Origin of the sequence: Piscinibacterium candidicorallinum, assembly GCF_047549485.1 — a bacterium.
Classification (GTDB): Bacteria; Pseudomonadota; Gammaproteobacteria; order Burkholderiales; family Burkholderiaceae_C; genus Piscinibacterium; species Piscinibacterium candidicorallinum.
Genome location: NZ_CP180191.1, coordinates 271,229 through 290,281 on the forward strand (window position 1 = coordinate 271,229; position 19,053 = coordinate 290,281).

The 19,053-nt window shown below is 66.5% G+C and carries 15 protein-coding genes; 7 read left to right on the forward strand and 8 right to left on the reverse strand.

From position 1 onward, the window contains the following. Positions 1-2: 2 nt before the first annotated feature. The 4 genes from ACMDW7_RS01285 to ACMDW7_RS01300 all read right to left on the reverse strand — a co-directional run bounded on the left by ACMDW7_RS01285 (position 3) and on the right by ACMDW7_RS01300 (position 6,101). Entirely contained in the window at positions 3-1,871 is a 1,869-nt protein-coding gene (locus tag ACMDW7_RS01285; RefSeq protein WP_377303765.1) for a DEAD/DEAH box helicase, read from the reverse strand. A 482-nt stretch (positions 1,872-2,353) separates the two neighbouring features. Then, a complete protein-coding gene (locus ACMDW7_RS01290) occupies positions 2,354-2,671 on the reverse strand; it encodes a hypothetical protein (protein ID WP_377303764.1) in 318 nt (105 codons plus the stop codon). A gap of 11 nt (positions 2,672-2,682) precedes the next feature. Further along, entirely contained in the window at positions 2,683-5,520 is a 2,838-nt protein-coding gene (locus ACMDW7_RS01295) for a serine/threonine-protein kinase (RefSeq protein WP_377303762.1), read from the reverse strand. Between the two features lie 11 nt (positions 5,521-5,531). Beyond that, positions 5,532-6,101 (reverse strand): ECF-type sigma factor, encoded by a 570-nt coding sequence (locus tag ACMDW7_RS01300; protein WP_377303761.1) that lies wholly within the window; start codon positions 6,099-6,101, stop codon positions 5,532-5,534. 322 nt (positions 6,102-6,423) lie between these two features. On the opposite strand from ACMDW7_RS01300, the gene ACMDW7_RS01305 reads away from it, so the two are divergent. Genes ACMDW7_RS01305 through ACMDW7_RS01315 form a run of 3 tightly spaced genes read left to right on the forward strand, consistent with a single transcriptional unit; the run spans position 6,424 to position 7,718 of the window. Continuing rightward, positions 6,424-6,861 carry a hypothetical protein gene (locus ACMDW7_RS01305; RefSeq protein WP_377303759.1) on the forward strand — a complete coding sequence of 146 codons (438 nt, stop codon included), beginning with the start codon at positions 6,424-6,426 and terminating at the stop codon, positions 6,859-6,861. Positions 6,862-6,868: 7 nt separating this feature from the next. Beyond that, positions 6,869-7,246, forward strand: coding sequence for a hypothetical protein (locus ACMDW7_RS01310; RefSeq protein WP_377303758.1), 378 nt, complete (start codon positions 6,869-6,871; stop codon positions 7,244-7,246). A 40-nt stretch (positions 7,247-7,286) separates the two neighbouring features. Next, positions 7,287-7,718, forward strand: a complete 432-nt coding sequence (locus tag ACMDW7_RS01315; RefSeq protein WP_377303756.1) for a hypothetical protein — start codon at positions 7,287-7,289, stop codon at positions 7,716-7,718. Here the strand turns inward: ACMDW7_RS01315 and ACMDW7_RS01320 are convergent. Together ACMDW7_RS01320 and ACMDW7_RS01325 are read right to left on the reverse strand one after the other, a co-directional pair. After that, the gene (locus ACMDW7_RS01320) at positions 7,672-8,445 is read right to left on the reverse strand and encodes an exodeoxyribonuclease III (RefSeq protein WP_377303754.1); all 774 of its coding nucleotides are present in this window, start codon (positions 8,443-8,445) and stop codon (positions 7,672-7,674) included. The two genes, ACMDW7_RS01315 and ACMDW7_RS01320, sit on opposite strands and share 47 nt — an antisense overlap. Positions 8,446-8,476: 31 nt before the next feature. Continuing rightward, entirely contained in the window at positions 8,477-10,810 is a 2,334-nt protein-coding gene (locus ACMDW7_RS01325; protein WP_377303752.1) for a PAS domain-containing protein, read from the reverse strand. Between the two features lie 148 nt (positions 10,811-10,958). Here ACMDW7_RS01325 and pyrE point away from each other — a divergent pair, with 148 nt between their 5' ends. The 4 genes from pyrE to ACMDW7_RS01345 all read left to right on the forward strand — a co-directional run bounded on the left by pyrE (position 10,959) and on the right by ACMDW7_RS01345 (position 14,213). Then, the gene (pyrE, locus tag ACMDW7_RS01330; protein ID WP_377303750.1) at positions 10,959-11,624 is read left to right on the forward strand and encodes an orotate phosphoribosyltransferase; all 666 of its coding nucleotides are present in this window, start codon (positions 10,959-10,961) and stop codon (positions 11,622-11,624) included. Between the two features lie 10 nt (positions 11,625-11,634). Continuing rightward, a complete protein-coding gene (locus tag ACMDW7_RS01335; RefSeq protein WP_377303748.1) occupies positions 11,635-12,270 on the forward strand; it encodes a hypothetical protein in 636 nt (211 codons plus the stop codon). Positions 12,271-12,360: 90 nt separating this feature from the next. Beyond that, positions 12,361-13,641, forward strand: a complete 1,281-nt coding sequence (locus tag ACMDW7_RS01340; protein ID WP_377303747.1) for an ATP-binding protein — start codon at positions 12,361-12,363, stop codon at positions 13,639-13,641. Then, the gene (locus ACMDW7_RS01345) at positions 13,638-14,213 is read left to right on the forward strand and encodes a response regulator transcription factor (protein WP_377303745.1); all 576 of its coding nucleotides are present in this window, start codon (positions 13,638-13,640) and stop codon (positions 14,211-14,213) included. The genes ACMDW7_RS01340 and ACMDW7_RS01345 overlap by 4 nt, the downstream gene beginning before the upstream one ends. 24 nt (positions 14,214-14,237) lie before the next feature. Here the strand turns inward: ACMDW7_RS01345 and ACMDW7_RS01350 are convergent, their stop codons facing one another. Together ACMDW7_RS01350 and ACMDW7_RS01355 are read right to left on the reverse strand one after the other, a co-directional pair. Then, on the reverse strand, positions 14,238-16,613 hold the full coding sequence (locus tag ACMDW7_RS01350) for a DUF1631 family protein (RefSeq protein ID WP_377303744.1): 2,376 nt from the start codon (positions 16,611-16,613) through the stop codon (positions 14,238-14,240). 3 nt (positions 16,614-16,616) lie between these two features. Further along, positions 16,617-18,923, reverse strand: coding sequence for a DUF1631 family protein (locus ACMDW7_RS01355; protein WP_377303742.1), 2,307 nt, complete (start codon positions 18,921-18,923; stop codon positions 16,617-16,619). Positions 18,924-19,053 lie beyond the last annotated feature (130 nt).

Here is a 19,053-nt window from a genome sequence, read left to right on the forward strand (position 1 = left end):
GATCACGCGCGCTTGAAGCCGGCGCGATCGGCCCAGTGGTTACCGGTGGATTCACGGCGCTCGTCGCGACGACCGCCGCCCCAGCTGCCGCCCCGGCCGCGTCCGCCGCCACCGTTGTCGGTGCCGCGGGTGCTGCCAAAGCCGGTGCCGACCACGAAGCCGGTGGCCGTGGAGGTGCCGATCTCTTCGGGCTTGCCGCGCTTGCGCGTGTCGCCCACCTTCGGCTGCCAGGCGTTGGCGCCGGGCTGGCGTTCATTGCGCTCGGTGCGCTGGCCGCGGCCCTGGTTCTGCTGGCCACCTTGGCCTTGCTGGCTCTGCCCGCGAGCCTGCTGCTGCCCTTGACCGCCTTGACCCTTGTTGCGGGCCGGGCGCTCGCGACGCGGCGCCTGCTCGCGCTGGCCTTCGCCGTCGGTGTTCACGGGGCGCGGCGCGGCCACCTGTTCGCGGTCATCACGCCAGTCGGCCACTGGAGCACCGGTATCGGGCTGCCGTGGGCGGCGCGGTTCGTTGCGCGGTCGGGCGGGCTGCTCGTTGCTCTTGGCCTCGCGCGGGGGGCGGGGCGCACGTGGCGCATTCACGTCACCCCGCGCCGGGCGGGCTTCGCGCGGCTCACGCTGCGGGCGCTGGCCACGGCCGCGCTGCTCGCGCGCCGGCGGGCGGCCGTTGGCGGGCAGTTCGGGGGCTTCGAAGCCCTCCACCGCGGCACGCGGGATGGGCTGATTGATCAGTCGCTCGATCTCGCGCAGCATCGCGCCGTCTTCGGGCTCCACCAGCGAAACCGCCAGGCCTTCGGCGCCGGCACGGCCAGTGCGGCCGATGCGGTGCACGTAGTCCTCGGCCACCTGCGGCAGGTCGTAGTTGATGACCACGGGCAACTCGGCAATGTCGATACCGCGCGCGGCGATGTCGGTGGCCACCAGCACCTGCAGCTCGCCGCTCTTGAAGGCGGCCAGCGCGCGGGTGCGCTGGTTCTGGCTCTTGTTGCCGTGCAGGGCCATGGCTTCGATGCCGTCTTCGGCCAGCGCCTTCACCAGGCGGTCGGCGCCGTGCTTCATGCGCGTGAACACCAGCACCTGGAACCAGCTGTGCATCTTGATCAGATGGCTGAGCATCTGACGCTTGGCGTCCTTGGTCACCGGGTGCACGGTGTGCGTGACCAGGGTGGCCGTGGTGTTGCGCGAGACCTCGATGGTCTGCGGCTCGTGCAGAAAGGTACCAGCCAGGCTCTTGATCTCGGGGCTGAAGGTGGCCGAGAACAGCAGGTTCTGGCGACGCCGACCGTCGATCTTCTCGGGCAGCAGCTTCAGGATGCGGCGCACGTCCGGAATGAAGCCCATGTCGAGCATGCGGTCGGCCTCGTCCAGCACCAGCAGTTCCACCTGCGACAGATCGCAGGCGCGCTGGTTGACGAGATCAAGCAGGCGGCCCGGGGTGGCGATCAGGATGTCCACGCCGCGGCGCAGCTTGTCGATCTGCGGGTTGATGCCCACGCCGCCGAACACCACGGCGGCTTTCAGCGGCAGGTTGGCGCCGTAGGTGCTGACGCTCTCGGCCACCTGGGCGGCCAGTTCGCGTGTGGGGGTGAGGATCAGGGCGCGGATCGGAAATCGTGCGCCCTTGGTGCCTTTGGCGACGACTTCGTCGATGGGGCTGGCCGGCTTGCGCGCCACGCGGCGCTGCTCGAGCAGGTGCAGCATGGGCAGGGTGAAGCCGGCGGTCTTGCCGGTGCCGGTCTGCGCGGCGGCGAGCACGTCGCCTTCGGACAGTACGGCCGGAATGGCTTGCGCCTGAATCGGTGTGGGGTTCTCGTATCCCTTGGCAGCAATCGCACGCAGGATCGGCTCGGCGAGGCCGAGTTCTTTGAATGACATGATTTCTTTCTTGCAGCCGCAGCCGGCGTGAAGTCGCCGCGGGGCTGATTTGATCGTCCTGCCTTCAGGAGAAGGTCAGTCGCAGGGAGAGATCGGGTTGCTTTCTCGATCTTGGGCGCTTGAAGGATCGGGCGGTGCGGGCGGCGGGACGAGCCCGGCGGCCTTGCAGCCCTTCCCCGGCGCTGGGGAATCGGTTGCGTCGAACGGTGCCGACGCAGGCGCAGGATGCGCAGCAATCAACGACTGAGGGCTGATTGCGTGACGCGGATTGTAGTGTGCGGCGCAGCAGAACGGCCAGACGGACGTGCGCCCAATAGCGTCCGAACAGCGGGGCATTGCGTATCCAATTCAATAGGCGTCGTTTTCAGACAAAACAAACTTGAAGCAGATTCTCGGGTGAAACGCTTCTGACAAGCGGAAAGCCGAAATCAATGCCAGAAAATGCATTGATTTCGGACGTAAAGTGATCGGCCGGTCCGAGACTACTCCCGTGGCAACGCCTCGATGACCGATGTCAGGTCAAGCGTGATCTGCGCGGGTTCGTTGGGGCGTCGGCTGGCGTCGTCGATTTGCGCCACCGTGGCGAGCAACTGCTGGCGCAGCGCGGCCAGGGGCAGCGAGCCGCCCACGCTGTGCAATTGCAGGCGGGACGCGCCGGGCTCCCCGTCGACCAACTCGCGCACCAGCCGCAGCAGATGCGTCCATGGGTTCGGCGGCGGCGGAGGCACGGGCGTGACGACGCTCGTGCTCGTCGCCTTGTGCTTGAGCTCGATGATGACTTCGACGATCGATTGCGGCATGGTGCTCTCCTTCAGAACAGCAGTTGCTGATGCACGTCTGCGGCAGCTTGCCGTAGACGAATGCGGTCGGCCGACGACGTGGCGAGGGTCTGAGCCAGCTGCTCGGCGGCACGCGTGTGGCGGTGTTCAAGGCCGAAGGCCAGACGCAGGTCGGTCACACCCTGCGTGATCAGACCTGGAATGCGTGCCGCCTCCGGATCGTCGGGACGATCGAGCAGAAGCAGGGCGAGATTGATGCGCGCCAGGCCGCGGTCGGCCGGCGGGCCGCGCACGCTCAGGCGCTGTTCGGCCTGCTGCATCAGCCGGCGGGCGTCTGGGCGGCGCCCCAGACGGGCCGATGCGACGGCAGCAAGGGATTCAGCGAAGGGCCGCACCGGCGAGGCCGCCAGCGCCGGGTCTTGGGCCAGCGGCGCCACTGCGGCCAGTGCGGCCGCCGGGTCGGCAAGGTTCAGGCTCACCACCGCGTCAATCAAGCTCAGGCGCAGTGCCCAGGCCGATGATTGATCGGCGGGCAGGCCTTGCAGGGCCGCACGCGAGAGCGTCATGTGCCTGCGCGCTTGCAGCAGCCGGTCGGGCTGCGCGCTGCGCGCCATCAGGCGAGCCTGCAGCGCATGCAGCTCAGCGCGATCCTGCGCGGCGTAGCCCATCAGGGCCGGGTCAGCAGGGTCCAGCCGTGCGACCCAGGCTGTCAGCAGCGCGTCCCGATCGAGTTGCATGCCGTAGCGCAGCCAGAGCAGGCGGTGGCGCAGCTGCGACGAGGGCCGTTCGGTTCCGTACAGCGCATCCGCCGCGGCCATCAGATCCTGCACCACCGGCCAGCCTTCGGCCCACCGTCCCGCCTGCGCCATGCTGCTTGCCAGGGTGTCGAGCAGGCTGACGCGCTCCAGCGGACTCAAGCCGCCCGGCAGCGCCAGGGTCTGGCGCAGGCTCGTGATCGCGGCATCGGCCTCGGCCGTCTGGCCAAGCTGCTGGTAGGCCGTGATCAATCCGCGCAGTGCGTAGGCTTCCTGCGTGCGCGCGCCCGCCTCTCGGGCCAGCGCCGCCGCGCGCTGCAGGTGCTCGCGGGCCTGTATGGCCTGCCCGGCACGCAGGCGTACGAAACCCTCGATCTCCTCAGCCCGGCCGCGGCTCGCCGCCGGCCACTGGGCGCGTGGCAAGGCGGCCTCGGCGCGCGCCAGCAGGGCCTGTGCAGCTGCCCCGTCCGCACGGCGATCGGCAAGCACGGCCTCCTTGACGAGGGATGCCGCCAGTGCAGCCCGCGCCGCTGTGCCGGCGCCTGAATTCACGGCGGTCTCCAGCTCTGCGCTCAGCGCAGCCTGTGCGCGTGCAGCGCGCTGCACCTCACCGAGATGAGTCCAGAGCGTCGCCACCAGTTGCTGCGTGTCCTGCCGGGCACCCTCAGGCAGGCTGGCCAGGGACCGCTCGGCAGGCTCCAACAGCTCGGTCAGTGTGGCCTGGCGCCCACCGCGCAGGTAGGGGTCTGCGTCGCGAAACAGCGCCAGCAGAAACTCGCTCGACGCACGGGCGCTTGCTTCCTGGCGCTGCGCTTCGCCCGCCTGCTTGCGCGCTTCGCCGGCCTGCCAGATGGCGACCGTGGTTGTAGCGAGCAGGGCAGTCACGGCCAGTGCGCCTGCGCTGACCCCCAGCCGATGGCGGCGCACAAACTTGCTCAGCACTGTCAGCGGCGCCTGCTGGCGCGCCCGAACCGGGCGGCCGTCCAGCCAGCGCTGCAGGTCGGCGCCCAGAGCATCCATGCTGGCGTAGCGTTCGGCTGCGTCCGGCGCGGTGGCCTTGGCCAGCACCGCATCCAGGTCTCCGGCCAGCAGGCGCGAGAGGCTGGCCGGGGTCTGGCCGCGCTCGGCGGCGCGCTCCGCGGCCAGTTCACCGCTCAGGGCACGTCGGCTGGCACGTTCCGCGGGGGCATCTTCGCGCGTTGCGGCACGGGCTGACCCACTGGCGGATGGGGTCGACCAGGGCCGCTGGCCGCTGAGCAGCTCGTAGGCGACCACGCCGAGGGAGAACACGTCCGTGGCGGTGGTCAGCGGCGCGCCGCGTAGTTGCTCGGGGCTGGCGTAGTTGGGCGTGAAGGGCATGCCGATCTGCGTCAGCTCGCCTGCTGCTTGCTCCTCCAGCATGCGCGCGATACCGAAGTCCACCAGCCGGACCTGACCGACGGCATTGACCAGGATGTTGGATGGCTTCAGGTCGCGGTGCACCACCAGCCGGCCGTGCGCCCATGCGACCGCGCTGGCCGCCTGAAGCAGCAGGCCGATGCGGTCGGGCAGACTGCTCTTGCGCTGCGCGCACCAGCGGTCGATCGGCTCGCCATCGACAAACTCCATGGCCAGCCAGGGGCGTGGCGTGTTGTCGGCGCCGCGGTCCACACCGGCGTCATACAGCCGGGCGATGTTCGGGTGCTCGAGCTGGGCGAGGATGTCGCGTTCGCGAGCGACCCATCGCGCCACTCGCTCGGCACTGCCCGGCAGCCCGGATGCGTGAGGCAGCTTCAGGGCGATCTGCCGCTTGAGTTGACCGTCCTGCCGCTCGGCCAGCCAGACGCTGGCCATGCCGCCACGACCCAGTGGACGCAGCAAGCTGTAGGGGCCAACCTGTGTGGGCGCGTCGGCCTGCAACGGCGCCTCCAGCGGGGGCAGGTGCTCCAGGAAGCGGGCCGCGCTGGCCTGCGCGTCGGCCGCGAGCAGTTGCACAAGCGTCGCGCGCAGCGCAACGTCCGGCGGACTCAGCTGATCAAGCCACACAGATCGCTGCGCGGCCGGCAGCGCCAGTGCCTCGTCCAGAAGGCGGCTGATGCGCGGCCAGTCTGCCTGCAGCGCGCTGATCGCCTGCATGGTGCTTTGCCTCAGTTTGCGCGCAGGGCATGGGCGAGCAGCAGGCGCGCCTTTTCCCAGTCGCGCCGCACGGTCCGGTCGCTCACGCCCAGGGTGGCCGCGACATCCGCCTCGCTCATGCCGGCGAAATAGCGCATTTCCACCACCTGGGCCAGCCGGGGCTCCAGCGCTGCCAGCTCGGTCAGGGCGCGGTCCACATCAAGGATCTCCTCGGCAGGCTCGGCAAGCTCGCGCGCCAGCTGCTCGGACAGCTCGGTGTCCAGCGCGAGGTGAACGGCGCCTGCGCCGCGCCGTTCGCTGTGCCTGGCGCGCGCAGCATCCACGATCAGCGAGCGCATCATCGTCGCCGCATAGGCGATGAAGTGTGCGCGGTCCGTGGCACCCAGGCGTTCCGAACGCAGCAGCTTGAGGTAGCACTCATGCAGGAGCACGGTGGTGTCGAGCAGGGTGTCGCGCTGGTGGCGCGACAGGCGGGCATGCGCGATGCGCCGCAGCTCGGGATACAGGGCCTCGAACAGGGCGTCGATGGCCGGCCGCTCGCCGGATTGCGCACGCACGATCAGCTGGGTGATGTCGCCCATCCAAACGCCCCCTGAGTTGGCCGCGCGCGTGCGTTGCTCGCCGGCTGCGGCTGTCGCCCCATGGTAGCGACGCGGCGTGGCTGAAGTCACGATGGACAGGGGTTGGACGAATCGGGTATGCGCGGCGCCACGCACAGGCGGAGGGTGGTGAGGGATCCAGGCAGCGGTCATGGAGGTGCATTACGTCATGCGCAGCCGCGACCGGACATGCGCGGCTCGGCGGCGCATACCGCGTTTTCGCCGGACAGGGTGGCCGCTTGCGCGCTCAGTGCTCGTACTCCTGATCAGACGCTGAGGTCCAGCGCTGCAACAGGAGACCGCCATGAACCGATCCGCCCCCATCCTCCGTGCCTTCGACGGCAACGTCCGGCGTGCGCCGCGCAGGCTGCTCAGATACACCCTTGCCGCCGTGGGCCTGAGTGCAGGCCTCAGCCTGCTGAGCGCCTGTGGCGCCGAGCTCACGCCCCCGGCCCCGGCCTTGGCCGTCGCAGCCGCGCCAGCGGCCAGCGTGCCGCAGCTGACGGCGGCGGATCTGCGCAAGCGCGAGACCGAATGGGGCTGGCGGCTGATCGCACTGGATGCCGTGGACGCCGGTCATCCAGTGGCCCAGGCGCGGGCCTTGATCGACGCGCACCCGTTTCTCGCCGACGCGGGGGAACCACCGATCTTCATCGTGCGCGGCGAGCCGGCTGTGGCTGCGCGCTGGGCTGCCGCGCTGATCGATGCTGGGTGGGTGCACAGCTATGTGCTGGCGCAGTGAGACGGCCATGCAGATCTCGCTCTCCAGCGCGTCGCGTGTTGTGCCCAGCGTGCTGCCCTCGCGGCCCGCGCCGCCGCCGCGCACCGCCCGGTGCTCACCGCCGCGCCTGGTCGGGATGTTCGCTGGCCTCTTCGCTGTCTTCAGTGTGGCGCGCCTGCTAGCCTACCTGCCGACGATGTGGGCGATCTGGGCAGACCGCGACGCCAGTCAGCACTCGACGCTGACCTGGGCCATCTGGCTGGGGGCCAACCTGAGCATGGCCGCGTGGCTCAGCGTGCACGATGTGCCCCGCTCGCGCGCCGTGCTGGTGAACTGTGCCAACGCACTGATGTGCGCACTGACCTTGGCGCTGATTCTGTGCTTCCGGGGCGGGGTGGGGCGGTGAGCGGGCGGCGCGTGGTGCCCTGCAACTGGCGCCGTGCCGCATGAGCGCTCCGCTCACCGAGCTGCTTGGGTGGCTGGCCGCAGGACTGACCCTGCTGACTTTTGCGTCGGCGGACATGCGTCGCCTGCGGCTGCTTGCACTGGGAGCCAACGCGGCCTTCATCAGCTACGGCTGGCTGGCACAGATCTGGCCGGTTCTGGCGCTGCATGCATTGCTGCTGCCGGTGAATCTGCTGCGCCTGCGCCAAGCGCTGCGCCAGGATCGCCAAAGGCCGAGGCGTCGCGGCTGGCATCATGCGATGAATAAGTCAAAGTCAGCCAGAAACAGATCCGAAGATGATCAAGCCAAAGTCCGCTTCAATCATGCGGAGAGTGAGTTTTCAATCCGTCAAATAAGATCGATTTCGGCCTCAGGGGCGGGTCAGGTCAGGGGCGAAACTCGTAGTCGATCACCAGCGGCGCATGATCACTGAACTTCTGGGTCTTGTAGACCTGCGCGGTGTGGGCTGTGTCGGCCAGACCACCCGTTGCGAGGTGGTAGTCCAGGCGCCAGCCGACGTCTTTCTCATACGCCGCGCCGCGCTGGCTCCACCAGGTGTAGGCCACCTGATCGCCAAGCAGCTCGCGGTGGACATCGCGCCAGCCTTCGCGCTCGATGCGCTCGGTCATCCAGGCCCGCTCCTCGGGCAGGAAGCCGGAGTTCTTCTGGTTGCCCTTCCAGTTCTTCAGGTCGATTTCCTTGTGGGCGATGTTCACGTCGCCACACAACACCACCTCACGGCCGCTGGCCTTGAGCATCGCCATATGCGGCGCAAACTCAGCCAGGAAGCGGAACTTGGCCTGCTGCCGCTCCTCGCTGGACGAGCCGCTGGGGAAGTAGACGCTGATGACGGTGAGCTTGCCGAAGTCGCAGCGCACGTAGCGCCCCTCGGCATCGAACTCGGCGCTGCCGAAGCCCTGCTGCGTGAAGTCCGGCTGCTCGCGCGTGAAGACGGCGCAGCCGGAATAGCCCGGCTTCTGCGCAAAGTGGAAGTAGCCGTGGTAGCCGGCGGGCCGGGCGAGCGCTTCGTTGAGCACGTCGGCCTGGGCCTTGACCTCCTGCACGCAGAGCACATCTGCGCCGCTGGCGCCTAGCCAATCGACGAAGCCCTTGTTGGCGGCCGAGCGGATGCCGTTCAGATTGAGGGTGATGATTCGCATTGAGGCACTGTAGCCCGCCAAGTGGCTGGGATCATGCGGTACGCAGGCGCGACAGCTCCGTTTTGAGTGCATCCAGCGCGACGGGTTTGGTCAGAAAGCCCGACACACCCTTGCGCAGCGCATGCTCGCGCAGCGCGGGCGCGGCGTCCGCAGTGATCATGAGGCTGGGCAGATGGGCCAGACGCTCGTCGGCCTGGATCGCCACGAAGACATCCAGACCGGTCATGTCGGGGAGGTTCATGTCGAGCAGTGCGATGTCGACCGTTTGCTCGCGCAGCAAGGCCAGCGCCTGGGTGCCGCTGGAGGCCGTCAGCACGGTCTGCACGCCGCACAGGCGCAGGAGTTCGCTGATGACGATCTGATTGACACTGTTGTCCTCGACCAGCAGGGCGCTGCGCCATGCGGGCTGCAACGGGCGCGCGTGCGTGGCCTGGTCATGCAGCCCTGCGCTGCGCTCCGGCACTGTCGCGGCGAGAACAAGACTGAAGCGGCTGCCCTCGCCCGGCTGGCTCCGCGCAATCAGATCGCCACCCATCTCGCTGGCCAGCGTTCTTGCCAGCGGCAGGCCGAGCCCTGCGCCAGGAATGCTGCTGGATTCCATGCCGAGCCGGTTGAACGGCTCGAACGCCCCGGTGAGCTGATCGCTTGTCATGCCAGGACCGTTGTCGATGACAGTCATGTGGATCATCCCGGCTTCGTCCGGGCCGTCCACCTCAAGCTCGACCCGCCCACCCGCCGGCGTGTACTTGAGCGAGTTCGACAGCAGGTTCAGGAGGATTTGCCGCAGGCGTCGGGGATCTGCCTGGACCGACAGGCCCTCAATGCCCGCAGCGGCAGGCAGCTGAAGGTGCAGACCGGCCTTGCGTGCCGCGCCCTGCAGCATCCCCAGCTCCGCGATGGCGCCCGTCAGTGCGACCGGGCGCAGACTGACACGGGCCTGCCCTTGTTCGATGCCGGCGATATCCAGGAGGTCATCGACCAGCGATGTGAGGTGCCAGCCGGCTGTCTGTAGATGCTCGATGTATTCGAATTGCTGCGGCGTGAGCCGCGTCCCCAGCTGCTCCTGGAGGATCTGGGCCATGCCCAGCATGGCGTTGAGCGGGGTGCGCAGCTCGTGACTGACGCGCGCGAGCAGATCGGTCTTGGCCTGGCTGGCGGCCAGCAGGCGCAGACGCTCTTCTTCGTTGTCGCGCAGGCGGCGCAGCTCCGTGGTGTCCATCGCGACTCCATAGGCGCCGATGGCTTCGCCGGCAGCATTGCGTCGGAAGCGCACGAACAGGCGCACCCACCGCAGCTCCTGCTTGCGGTTGAGGATGCGGAAGTCCACCTCGTAGCCCGGGCGGTCGGGCTCTGCCCGCGCGCGTTTGATGGTGTCGCTCAGGCGTGCGATGTCTTCCTCGTGTACGTGCTTGACCCACTCGTCCATGCGCCGCGGATAGCTTTCCTCGTCGGCGCCGTAGATCTCCTGCGTGCGTGCGTCCCAGTGCGAGGTCTGGGACAGGTAGTCCACCTCCCAAACACCCAGGCCCGCGGCCTGCACGGCCATGTTCAGGCGAACCAGCGCCGCAGCGAGCCGGTCTTCGGTCTGCCTGAAGGCGGTCACGTCCCGGTGCACGCCGACCATGCGCAGCGGCTTGCCGTCCGCGTCGCGTTCGATCGTGCGACTGCGCGCTGCGATCCAGCGGTAGCTGCCGTCGGCATGTCGAACCCGGGTTTCGACGAGGCCTGGCGGGCGTGCACCGCCCTGGACGGCATGGCCGCGTTCGGTCACCCGGTCGCGATCGTCGGGGTGCACGAGGTCGTAGGTCTTGTACAGGTCGCCGTCCATGGAACCCGGCGCGTAGCCCATCATTCGATACCAGGTTTCGCTGAACACACGGCGGCCGGATTCGGCGTCCCAGCTCCAGCTGGCTTCGTCATCCGTGTCGTCCATCAGCATCCAGCGTGCTTCGCTGGCGCGTAGGGCGAGCTCGGCGTGCTTGCGGGCATCGATGTTCTTGATCACGCCGAGAAATCTGGGCACGGCACAGGTCTCGTCGGGCGGCAGGGTGTGACCGCGCCCCAGGTACCAGTGATAGCTGCCGTCGCGGCTGCGCAGGCGGAACTCGGCGTTGACCGGCCCCCTGCCCTGCACACTGCCGCGGATCGCATCAATCAATGCGTGGTGGTCGTCCGGGTGAATCGCTCGTTCGAACTCGAACTCCCGGCGAAACTGGTCGGCGTCTTCGTAGCCCAGCAGTCGACCGTAGGACTCGCTGTACTCCACCTTCCCGGTACCGACTGTCCAGCACCACAAACCGTCACCCAGCCCTTCAATGGCCAGGCGATACAGGCGATCTGGAAAACTCGGGTCGGGTTGGTGCATGGGTCGGGCGATTCAGGCCGATAGCCGGGATTGTCCGGGGCGGGTATCTCAACGTCCAGCGTTTTGCGCGCTGGCACGCGGGTTGCAGAACTTCGGCGAATGTGCGGGAATGTCAACCTACCAACGATCCCGCGGACAAGACCTGTACATGAATGACAATTTTCGGGCGCAGTTCGTCGCCTTCGCCCTGGAAGTCGGTGTGCTGCGCTTTGGCCAGTTCACAACGAAGTCCGGCCGCCAATCGCCCTACTTCTTCAACTCTGGCCTCTTTGATTCCGGCGCTCGGATGGCACGCCTGTCCGACTTCTACGCCCAGGCCCTGCTGGCCAGCGGGCTGCACTTCGACATGCTGTTCGGCCCCGCCTACAAGGGCATCACGCTGGCGGCCGGAACGGCCATGGCGCTGGCCTCGCGCGGGCGCGACGTGCCCTTCTGCTTCAACCGAAAGGAAGCCAAGGACCACGGTGAGGGCGGGCTGATGGTCGGCGCACCGCTCAAAGGCCGTGTGGTAATCGTGGACGACGTCATCACCGATGGTGCCGCCAAGCGCGAGAGCGTCGCCATGATCCGCGCGGCAGGCGCCGAGCCCGCTGCGGTGCTGATTGCGCTGGACCGCATGGAACGCCCTGGTGCCGAAGGCGCACTGCAGGCGACCTCTGCCGTGCAGCAGTTCACTGCCGAGACGGGTGTTCCGGTGATCGCCGTTGCAACGCTCGACGATCTGATGGGCTATCTGGCGGCCTCGTCATCGGCCCCCGACCTGCAGGCCCACCTGCCCGCCGTGCAGGCCTATCGCTCTCGCTACGGGATCTGAGGGCTGCAGCATGAAACTGCATGTGCGGTTGACGCTGTTGGGTGTGGCGATCTGTAGTGCCGCGGCAGTCGCGCAGACAGATTCCCCGCGCGAGATTCATACCTGCAAGGACGACAAGGGCCGCACACTGACCTCGGATCGCCCGCTTCCCGAGTGCCTTGGGCGGGAGCAGCGCATCCTCAACCCGGACGGCTCGGTGCGCAAGATCATTCCGGCGCCGTTGACCCGCGAGCAGCGGGCGGAGCTTGAGCAGCGCCAGGCCGCAGAGAGGCTGGCCGAGGCGCGACGCCAGGAAGAGCGCCGCCGCGATCTCATGCTGGTGTCCAACTACAAGACCGAAGCCGAGCTCGATCAGGCGTATGTCCGTGCGCTGGAAGTGCCCGTGGAGGCACTGAAGGCTTCGCGTGCCCGAATTGACGATCTCATGAAGGCGCTCGCCGCAGTTCGCAAGGAAGGCGAGTTCTACGAAGGCAAGATCTGGCCGATTGCGCTGCGTTCGAAAATCACCGAAATCCAGGCCGGGATCGAAGCCGAGCAGCGCAATATCGGCAACAAGGCCGAGGACATCCGGCGTGTCAACGAGCGGTTCGCTGCAGATCGAACTCGGCTGCGCCAGCTGTTGACTGCCCAGCCGCGCTTGCACTAGCGCAGCTTTGATCTCAGGGTAGACCCTGCGCCGGCCTGCCGCGGCACCGGTGCCACGCGCTACTGGACGGCCTGCCACAATGGACGACCCATGCGCAGCCCGCTCAACATCACCGCATCGCTGACCGAGGCCCGTGAAGCCCTGCGGATGATCTTCATCTTGCGCTGCTTTGCCCTGGCTGGCCAGGCTGGCGCGGTATTGGGCGCGATGTTCCTGCTCGGCGTGAAGCTGCAGTGGCCGCCCATGGCGATTGCGTGGACCGTGCTGGCGCTGGCGAACATCTACACGTTCTGGCGCCTGCGTACTGCGCCCAGCCGCCGGCCGATCAGTCAGCAGGAGCTCGCCGCGCAGCTCTCCATCGACGTCGGTGCGTTGACACTGCAGCTCATGTTTTCTGACGGGCTGTCCAACCCCTTTGTGCTGTTCTACTGCCTCGTGGTGTCGGTGGCGGCCGTGCTGCTCGAGGGATCCGGCGCGATCATGATTACGGTGCTCGGGTTGCTGGGCCTGCTGTTCAACGCGATGTTCGCCGTGCCCATGGAGTGGCCTGCAGGTCTGGACGTGGCGTTCTGGCAGCGGCTGGGCATCCTTGTTGCGCTTGTGCTCTGCCTGGCCATGGTGACCGGGTTTCTGCTCGAACTCTCCGGTGCCGTTCGCGCTCGCGCCACCAAGCTCGTCAGCACGCGTGAGTCCCTGCTGCGGCGCGAACGGGTGATCGCATTGGGAGCGCTTGCCGCCGGTGCTGCGCATGAGCTGGGGACGCCTCTTCAGACGATGAGCCTGCTTGTCGAAGAGCTGGGCAGCCGCCTCACGCGAGCAACAGACCGCGAAGACGTCGAGCTGCTGGCCGCTCAGCTCGCACGCTGCAAGTCCATCCTCGCTCGCCTGACAGATACCGCGGGGGGCGCGTTGAATGCGTCCTCGCTAGAACCCGTGGATGCGAATGCATGGGCCGAGCAGGTGGTGACGGACTACCAGTTGTTGTTTCCCGCACGCCGCGTGCGGCTTGAGCCGGCAACAGGCAAGGCTCGCATCGCACCTGAGCCACTCTTCACGCAAGCATTGGTGACCATCCTGGACAACGCACGGGCGCTGGCGCGTGCGAGCATCGAAGTGAAGCTCAGCCTGCACCGGGATACTGTAGTGATCGCCGTCCATGATGACGGCCCGGGCTTTTCCGCCGAGGCACTCTCGCACTTTGCTGAGCCATTGGTGACCGAGCGGGTCGGTGGTCGCGGCCTGGGCCTGTTCCTCGCGAGCACTGCGCTGGAGTCTCTGGGCGGTCAGCTGCTTGCACGCAATCACGCCGCTGGCGGCGCGGTCGTGAGCATGATTCTTCCTCTTGCCTCCTCAGGAGCGCTTCAACGATGAGCACTTCGACTTCCTCCAACCCAGATCCGGCATTGATTGACGGTCCGATCGACTTTCTGCTTGTGGATGACGATGAAGCGTTTCGCGGCGTGCTGGCGCGTATGCTTGATCGGCGCGGCTTCAGCGTGGCTACGGCCGAAAGCGGCATGACGGCAGCCGGGCTGGCGCGCAAGCTGCAGCCGCGGCGCATCCTGCTGGATCTGTCGATGCCTGGCGAAAGCGGGCTGGTGGTGCTGCCCCGGTTATTGGAGGCTGTGCCGACCGCGAAGATCGTGATCCTCACGGGCTACGCGAGCATTGCCACGGCCGTGGATGCGATCAAGCTGGGCGCAATCAACTACCTGACCAAGCCCGTCGAAGTCGGTGCGATCCTGAAGGCGTTTGAGGTGTCGCCCAGCGAAACGCCTGCGCCGGTGCCATCCGAGCCGATGAGCGTGGATCGGCTGGAGTGGGAGCACATCCAGCGTGTGCTGGCCGAACACCAAGGCAACATTTCGGCGACCGCACGTGCGCTGAAGATGCACCGCCGAACCCTGCAGAGAAAGCTTGCGAAGCGGCCTGTTCGCGCCTGAGGCGCCTGCGCCGCATGGCGCCAGCTACTGCTTAGGATCTGGCGCGGGCATCGTTTGGCTGAACGGCCCCGATGCGGTGTCAGCAAAGTCCTGTGAAGGTGGCCGAGTGCCCGCGGCGGCGCCCGGCGGTGCGACTTCGACGGTCTGCGCCGACTCGGAACCCAGGAGTTGCGAGATGGCCTTGGTCACCATGCGGTTTGCATCGAGACCCTGAACCTGACCGTGTGCGATCTGGCGAGCGATCTCCTGGTCCTTGCGGACGAACGCTTCCTTGCCATTGTGCCAGGAGAACACGATACGCGTACGCCGCGGACTGATCTGGCTGACGCGGTAGCGGTGATTCGTCCCGTTGTCCGCGACGAAATCGAACCAATTGCCCGGCCGGTAGTTGCGCGCTTCTTCAAGATAGGGGTTGTCGCCACCCTCGAAGACTGAGCGCCGGCGCGCGCGCAGCGCTTCGATCTCCGCATGGGCATTGATCATGTCCTGCTGCTTCTGGCGCTCGTCCTCGGCGAGCTTATTGCCGCCGAAGGCGAGATCTGCGTGTGTGCGCATCAGGCGCTGCATGAACGCATCGCGGTCCGTGCCTTTCCAGCCGACCTGATCCAGCACAGCCGACACCGACGCAGCCAGCTTGGGCAGGCTGGCAACGAGCTTGGCGCGCTCTTCTTCCTTGTGCTTGGGTTCGACCGACCAGATCAAGCCTTCTGTGATGGCGACCATGTCCTTCCAGCGCTGCAGATCCTCGCCGCGGCGCGAAAACGCGAACGCAAGCGCCAAGCGCCAGCGCGTCAGCAGGAAGGGGATCATGAAGGGTGCCGGCTCGCGCCACTTCAAACGCGCATGCAGGCACTCGTCGGCCGCATGCAAGGCAAGCTCGAGCTTTTCGTTGGTCTCAAGCTCCGATAGGTAGGGCTTGAGCTCGTATTCGATCAGCCGTTCCTTGGCAGCCTTGAGCTTCGTGAACTTTTCATTGATGGTTTCGAAGGTCAGTAGGTTGTCGATCACGCCGGAGAGCAGATCCTTGCCCACCGCCTTCAGAAACAGGTACGACGCATCCTGCTTGCCGAACTCGGGTCGCCAGCCGGCCGCAACCGAGACCATATTCTCCAGCAACTGTCTGCCCGGATGCTCCTTGTGCGAGAAGAAGCGCCGATCGAGCATCGCGCTCTTGAGCACCGGAATCTGGGCTTGACCGATCAGGGGCTTCAAAGGCGAGGGGATCACCCGGTCGTCGAAGACCTCGTCAAACACCTCTGCAAGCGCTGCAGCGGTCAATCGATCGACAGCCGGAGCGCGCTTGAACTCCGAGCTGCGCGACAGGTCAGTCAGTACATTCCGGTACTTGTCGCTGTCACGCGTCTCGATCAGCATGCGCGCCTGTGTCAGCGTCAGTGTTTCCATCAGCTCCGGATCCACCGCGCCCTGTTGACCTGCATTGCCTTCTTTCAGGCCGAGAGTCACCAGCTGCTGCAATGCTCGTGCCACCTTGGCGCGGTACTCGGGCCGCAGGCGACTGCGCGTCTTCGGCGCAGGCTGCGCCGAGGCGCTGTCCGGGTCTTGAGCTGAACTGACCTCGCTGTGCAGTTGCTCGGCATGTTCGTCTTCCGCTTCCGCCTGCGCCGCTGCAGGAGGGGGCTCCCCTGCGGCGGCGCGCTGCTCGGCCGCTCTCTGCGAAGCCTGCTTGGCAAGGCGCACCTGATAGCCCGGATCCTGAGGTACCCCAGCCCGCGTCAGCGCATCCTGAAGCTCGTCGTACAGCGCCTCGAACTTCAGGAAGCTATTGGGCGTCACCGCGGTGAGCAGCAGTTCCTCGGCGTCGATATCGAGCCCAGAGGTTGCCCAGCCTTGCGATAGCGCCTGAACGAACGTGAAGGGCCGGAATGGATTGAGCAGGCCTTCGCGCATCGTCACCTTCATGCCGGCGCAGATACGGCGGATCACGAAGGTCGACGACTCCTCGACGGCATTGAGGATGGGGCTCGCCGCCCGGTCCGATCTGACGCGCCGATCCTGAATCGCGGTGTCGACTAGCGCCAGTTCAGCGGCCTTTGGCTCATCTTCGAGATGTGCATCGGGCATCAGCTGGATAGCGCATTCCTTGACCAGCGCTTCTCGCAGCGCGGCCAGGTGCGCCAGGCGCAGTGCTGCCTCCTTCTGCTCGAGCAGCATCGACAGATGCATCTGGCGGCTGGACAGGCGCGAATCGGCTTCCTTGTCGGCGTACGCACGCAGCGCCAGCGCCAGGCTCCTCACGAGCTCGCCATGATTGCGGGCAACATGGTCGTACGCGACCGCCGTCAATCTTTCGAGCAGTGGCGGCAAGGCCTTGCCCCGCAGGGAAGACGCTCGCTCGGCGGGCGCGAGAATTGGAGGCGAAGACTCTATGCCGGCTGCCATGGGTCAGTGTGTCGCTGCCGGTCCGCCAGCCTGTGCTGATCCGTTGAGGATGTCGCTTGCGTCCTCCCCAAGCAGCGCACCGAGCGCACGGGCAACGATCGGTTCCACGTCCACGGGCCGCAGACGCCCGGTGCGCAGCAGGCGTGCCACGTCACGTTCGGAATGCACGAAGGCGTCGAAACCCTCGCGGTTGGTAAACAGCAGACGTGTGCGCATCGGGCTGACCCACGAGAGGCGATAGCGCCGTTCGCTGCCGTCGTCGGCAATGAAGTCGAACCAGGTGTTGCGACTCAATCCGTGCGCCTGCTCGTCGTACTGATCTTCCAGCGAGCCGTTCACGTTGGCGCGGCGGGCTTCCAGTGCTTCGCGTGCAGAGCTCGCTGCAGCCTCTTCGGCCTGCTGCAGCATCGGGTCGGCGGGCGTCTCGGCCACGCCGGCGCGTACTACTCGGGTATGGGTCTCGATGAGGCGCCGGGTGAACGCGGCGCGCTCGTCGCCAGTCCAGCGAATGGCGTCCAGCGCGACATTGATGTGGCGCACCATGGTGGGCAGCACGGAAACCAGCTGGCGGCGATCTTCCGGTGTGGCCTTGGGCTTTACTGACCAGATCAGCTGGTCCATCGTCTCGACAGCGCGATCCCACACGTCCGGTCGCCGTTCGCGGTTCAACCATGCATGGGCGAGGACTTCGCGCCACTGGTTGGTCAGGAAGGGTGTCAGCAGCGCGTCAATCTCTCGGCCAGCCATGCGCGAGTGCACGCACTCGTCGGCAGTACGCAACGCGAGCTCGAATTGCTCGTTGGTCGCCGCATCATTGGCTTGCGGCTCGATACGTGCTGCAACCTGCTGTTCGGACTCGAACAGGAAACGCTCGAATTCTTCGAGCAGCTCCGTGAACAGCGACAGATCTTCCTGGAAGTCGCTCAGCACGCGCTGAACAGTCTTTTCGATCTGCGCGTAGAGCGGGTCGTCCTCGCCCTTCTCGGGCGCCCAGGCCACGGAAGCGCGAGCCAGCGAATCCACAAGCTTGCGCGCGGGATGCTCCTGCTTGAAGAAGAACTCGCGATCGATCATCGCAGCCTTCAGGACCGGAATCTGCAGACGAGAGATCACAACCTTCAGCTGCGAAGGAATCGAGATCTCGGAGAACACGTAGTCGAAAACCTGCGCGAGCACTTCAACCGTGCCTCGGTCAAGCTCTGCCGCTTCCTTGACGCGATCGGACTCGGCCATCGCACGGAGCATGTTCTCGGGTACGGGGACTTCATCAACGTCGCCGACGACGATCGGCTGCGGCTCATCAAGTGCGCGGGCCTGCAGTGAATTCAGGAAGCCTACGAATTGAGGGTCAGGTTGGGGTAGCAACGCAGCCGCAGACTCGCTGTCGCCCGTGAACAGCGGACGACGAAGCATGTTTGACAGCTTGCCCAGGAACTCCTTGGCTGACTGGCCGATGCGAAGGATGGAGTCCTGGAAGCCGGCACCGCCCCAGTCGCGGCTGTCCAGATTGGCCTGCTGCTCTTCATTCAGCTGGCGCCAAAGCATGGTCTTTGCGTCATCCGAGGGTCCTCCCTGGGTCTGACGGAACGCGGAAGGTGGCATCACGCCGGTGTCACGCGCCTTGCGTACCCGAAGCTGCAGCTTTGGCGCGACTCCTGCCTTGACCAGCGTGCGGTCGAGCGCGTCATACAGTACATCCAGAGGGAAGAAGGTCTGCGGGGTGATGGAGAGCAGGAGGTCTTCGGTTGCGTGCGAGTCGAGGCCTGCCATTTCCCAGCCCTGCATGAACGCGCGCAGGAACACTTCGGGCCGCACAGGGTTGCGAGCGAGTTGCGGGTCATCATCGCCGAAGAGCACACCGCAACGGTGGGTCAGCGGCGCAACTTCTTCCTCGTAAAACGCATTGATCGGGCGTGAGACGCGGTCGAGCAGGACTGCGCGGTCCTGCTCGGCGGTATCCACAAGTGACAGGCCGCCTGCGGCAAGCAGGCTTTCAGAGCGCGGGCGCAGCGGCGCCTCGGCTTGCTCGTCCAGCGTGGCGCGAAGACTGTTCAGGAAGGAGCGCTTGAATACTTCACCCTGTCGCCCGAGCAGGTTGTAGGCCGATAGCCAGTGCGAAGCGCGGACAGAGGACTCCGAGTGATCAGCCAGCTCGAACAGATGCTTGCGCAGGCGCGTGATCGTGTCGTCAAAGGTGGCGCTGGCAAAGTCCATCGACTGGGTCACCATGCCGCGCAGGAGCAGACGCGCTTGCTTGAAGCGAGCGCTGTCTCCTGGCAGGGGCTGCCGAGTCTGGGGGGTCAAAGCCATTGAATCCTCAAAACGCCTGCAGGGATTGTGAGGCAGACGATCCGAAAATGTAGGCCAAAGTGCGTTGATTTTGGCGCAATTTTCGTGCCGTACGCGAACAAGGGTGAAGAAGGGGTGTTTTTCGTGAGCT

Coding starts and splice junctions, on each gene's coding strand:
- ACMDW7_RS01285 (WP_377303765.1), bottom strand. CDS start 1,871: ATGTCATTCAAAGAACTCGGCCTCGCCGAGCCGATCCTGCGTGCGATT.
- ACMDW7_RS01290 (WP_377303764.1), bottom strand. CDS start 2,671: ATGCCGCAATCGATCGTCGAAGTCATCATCGAGCTCAAGCACAAGGCG.
- ACMDW7_RS01295 (WP_377303762.1), bottom strand. CDS start 5,520: ATGCAGGCGATCAGCGCGCTGCAGGCAGACTGGCCGCGCATCAGCCGC.
- ACMDW7_RS01300 (WP_377303761.1), bottom strand. CDS start 6,101: ATGGGCGACATCACCCAGCTGATCGTGCGTGCGCAATCCGGCGAGCGG.
- ACMDW7_RS01305 (WP_377303759.1), top strand. CDS start 6,424: ATGAACCGATCCGCCCCCATCCTCCGTGCCTTCGACGGCAACGTCCGG.
- ACMDW7_RS01310 (WP_377303758.1), top strand. CDS start 6,869: ATGCAGATCTCGCTCTCCAGCGCGTCGCGTGTTGTGCCCAGCGTGCTG.
- ACMDW7_RS01315 (WP_377303756.1), top strand. CDS start 7,287: ATGAGCGCTCCGCTCACCGAGCTGCTTGGGTGGCTGGCCGCAGGACTG.
- ACMDW7_RS01320 (WP_377303754.1), bottom strand. CDS start 8,445: ATGCGAATCATCACCCTCAATCTGAACGGCATCCGCTCGGCCGCCAAC.
- ACMDW7_RS01325 (WP_377303752.1), bottom strand. CDS start 10,810: ATGCACCAACCCGACCCGAGTTTTCCAGATCGCCTGTATCGCCTGGCC.
- pyrE (WP_377303750.1), top strand. CDS start 10,959: ATGAATGACAATTTTCGGGCGCAGTTCGTCGCCTTCGCCCTGGAAGTC.
- ACMDW7_RS01335 (WP_377303748.1), top strand. CDS start 11,635: ATGAAACTGCATGTGCGGTTGACGCTGTTGGGTGTGGCGATCTGTAGT.
- ACMDW7_RS01340 (WP_377303747.1), top strand. CDS start 12,361: ATGCGCAGCCCGCTCAACATCACCGCATCGCTGACCGAGGCCCGTGAA.
- ACMDW7_RS01345 (WP_377303745.1), top strand. CDS start 13,638: ATGAGCACTTCGACTTCCTCCAACCCAGATCCGGCATTGATTGACGGT.
- ACMDW7_RS01350 (WP_377303744.1), bottom strand. CDS start 16,613: ATGGCAGCCGGCATAGAGTCTTCGCCTCCAATTCTCGCGCCCGCCGAG.
- ACMDW7_RS01355 (WP_377303742.1), bottom strand. CDS start 18,923: ATGGCTTTGACCCCCCAGACTCGGCAGCCCCTGCCAGGAGACAGCGCT.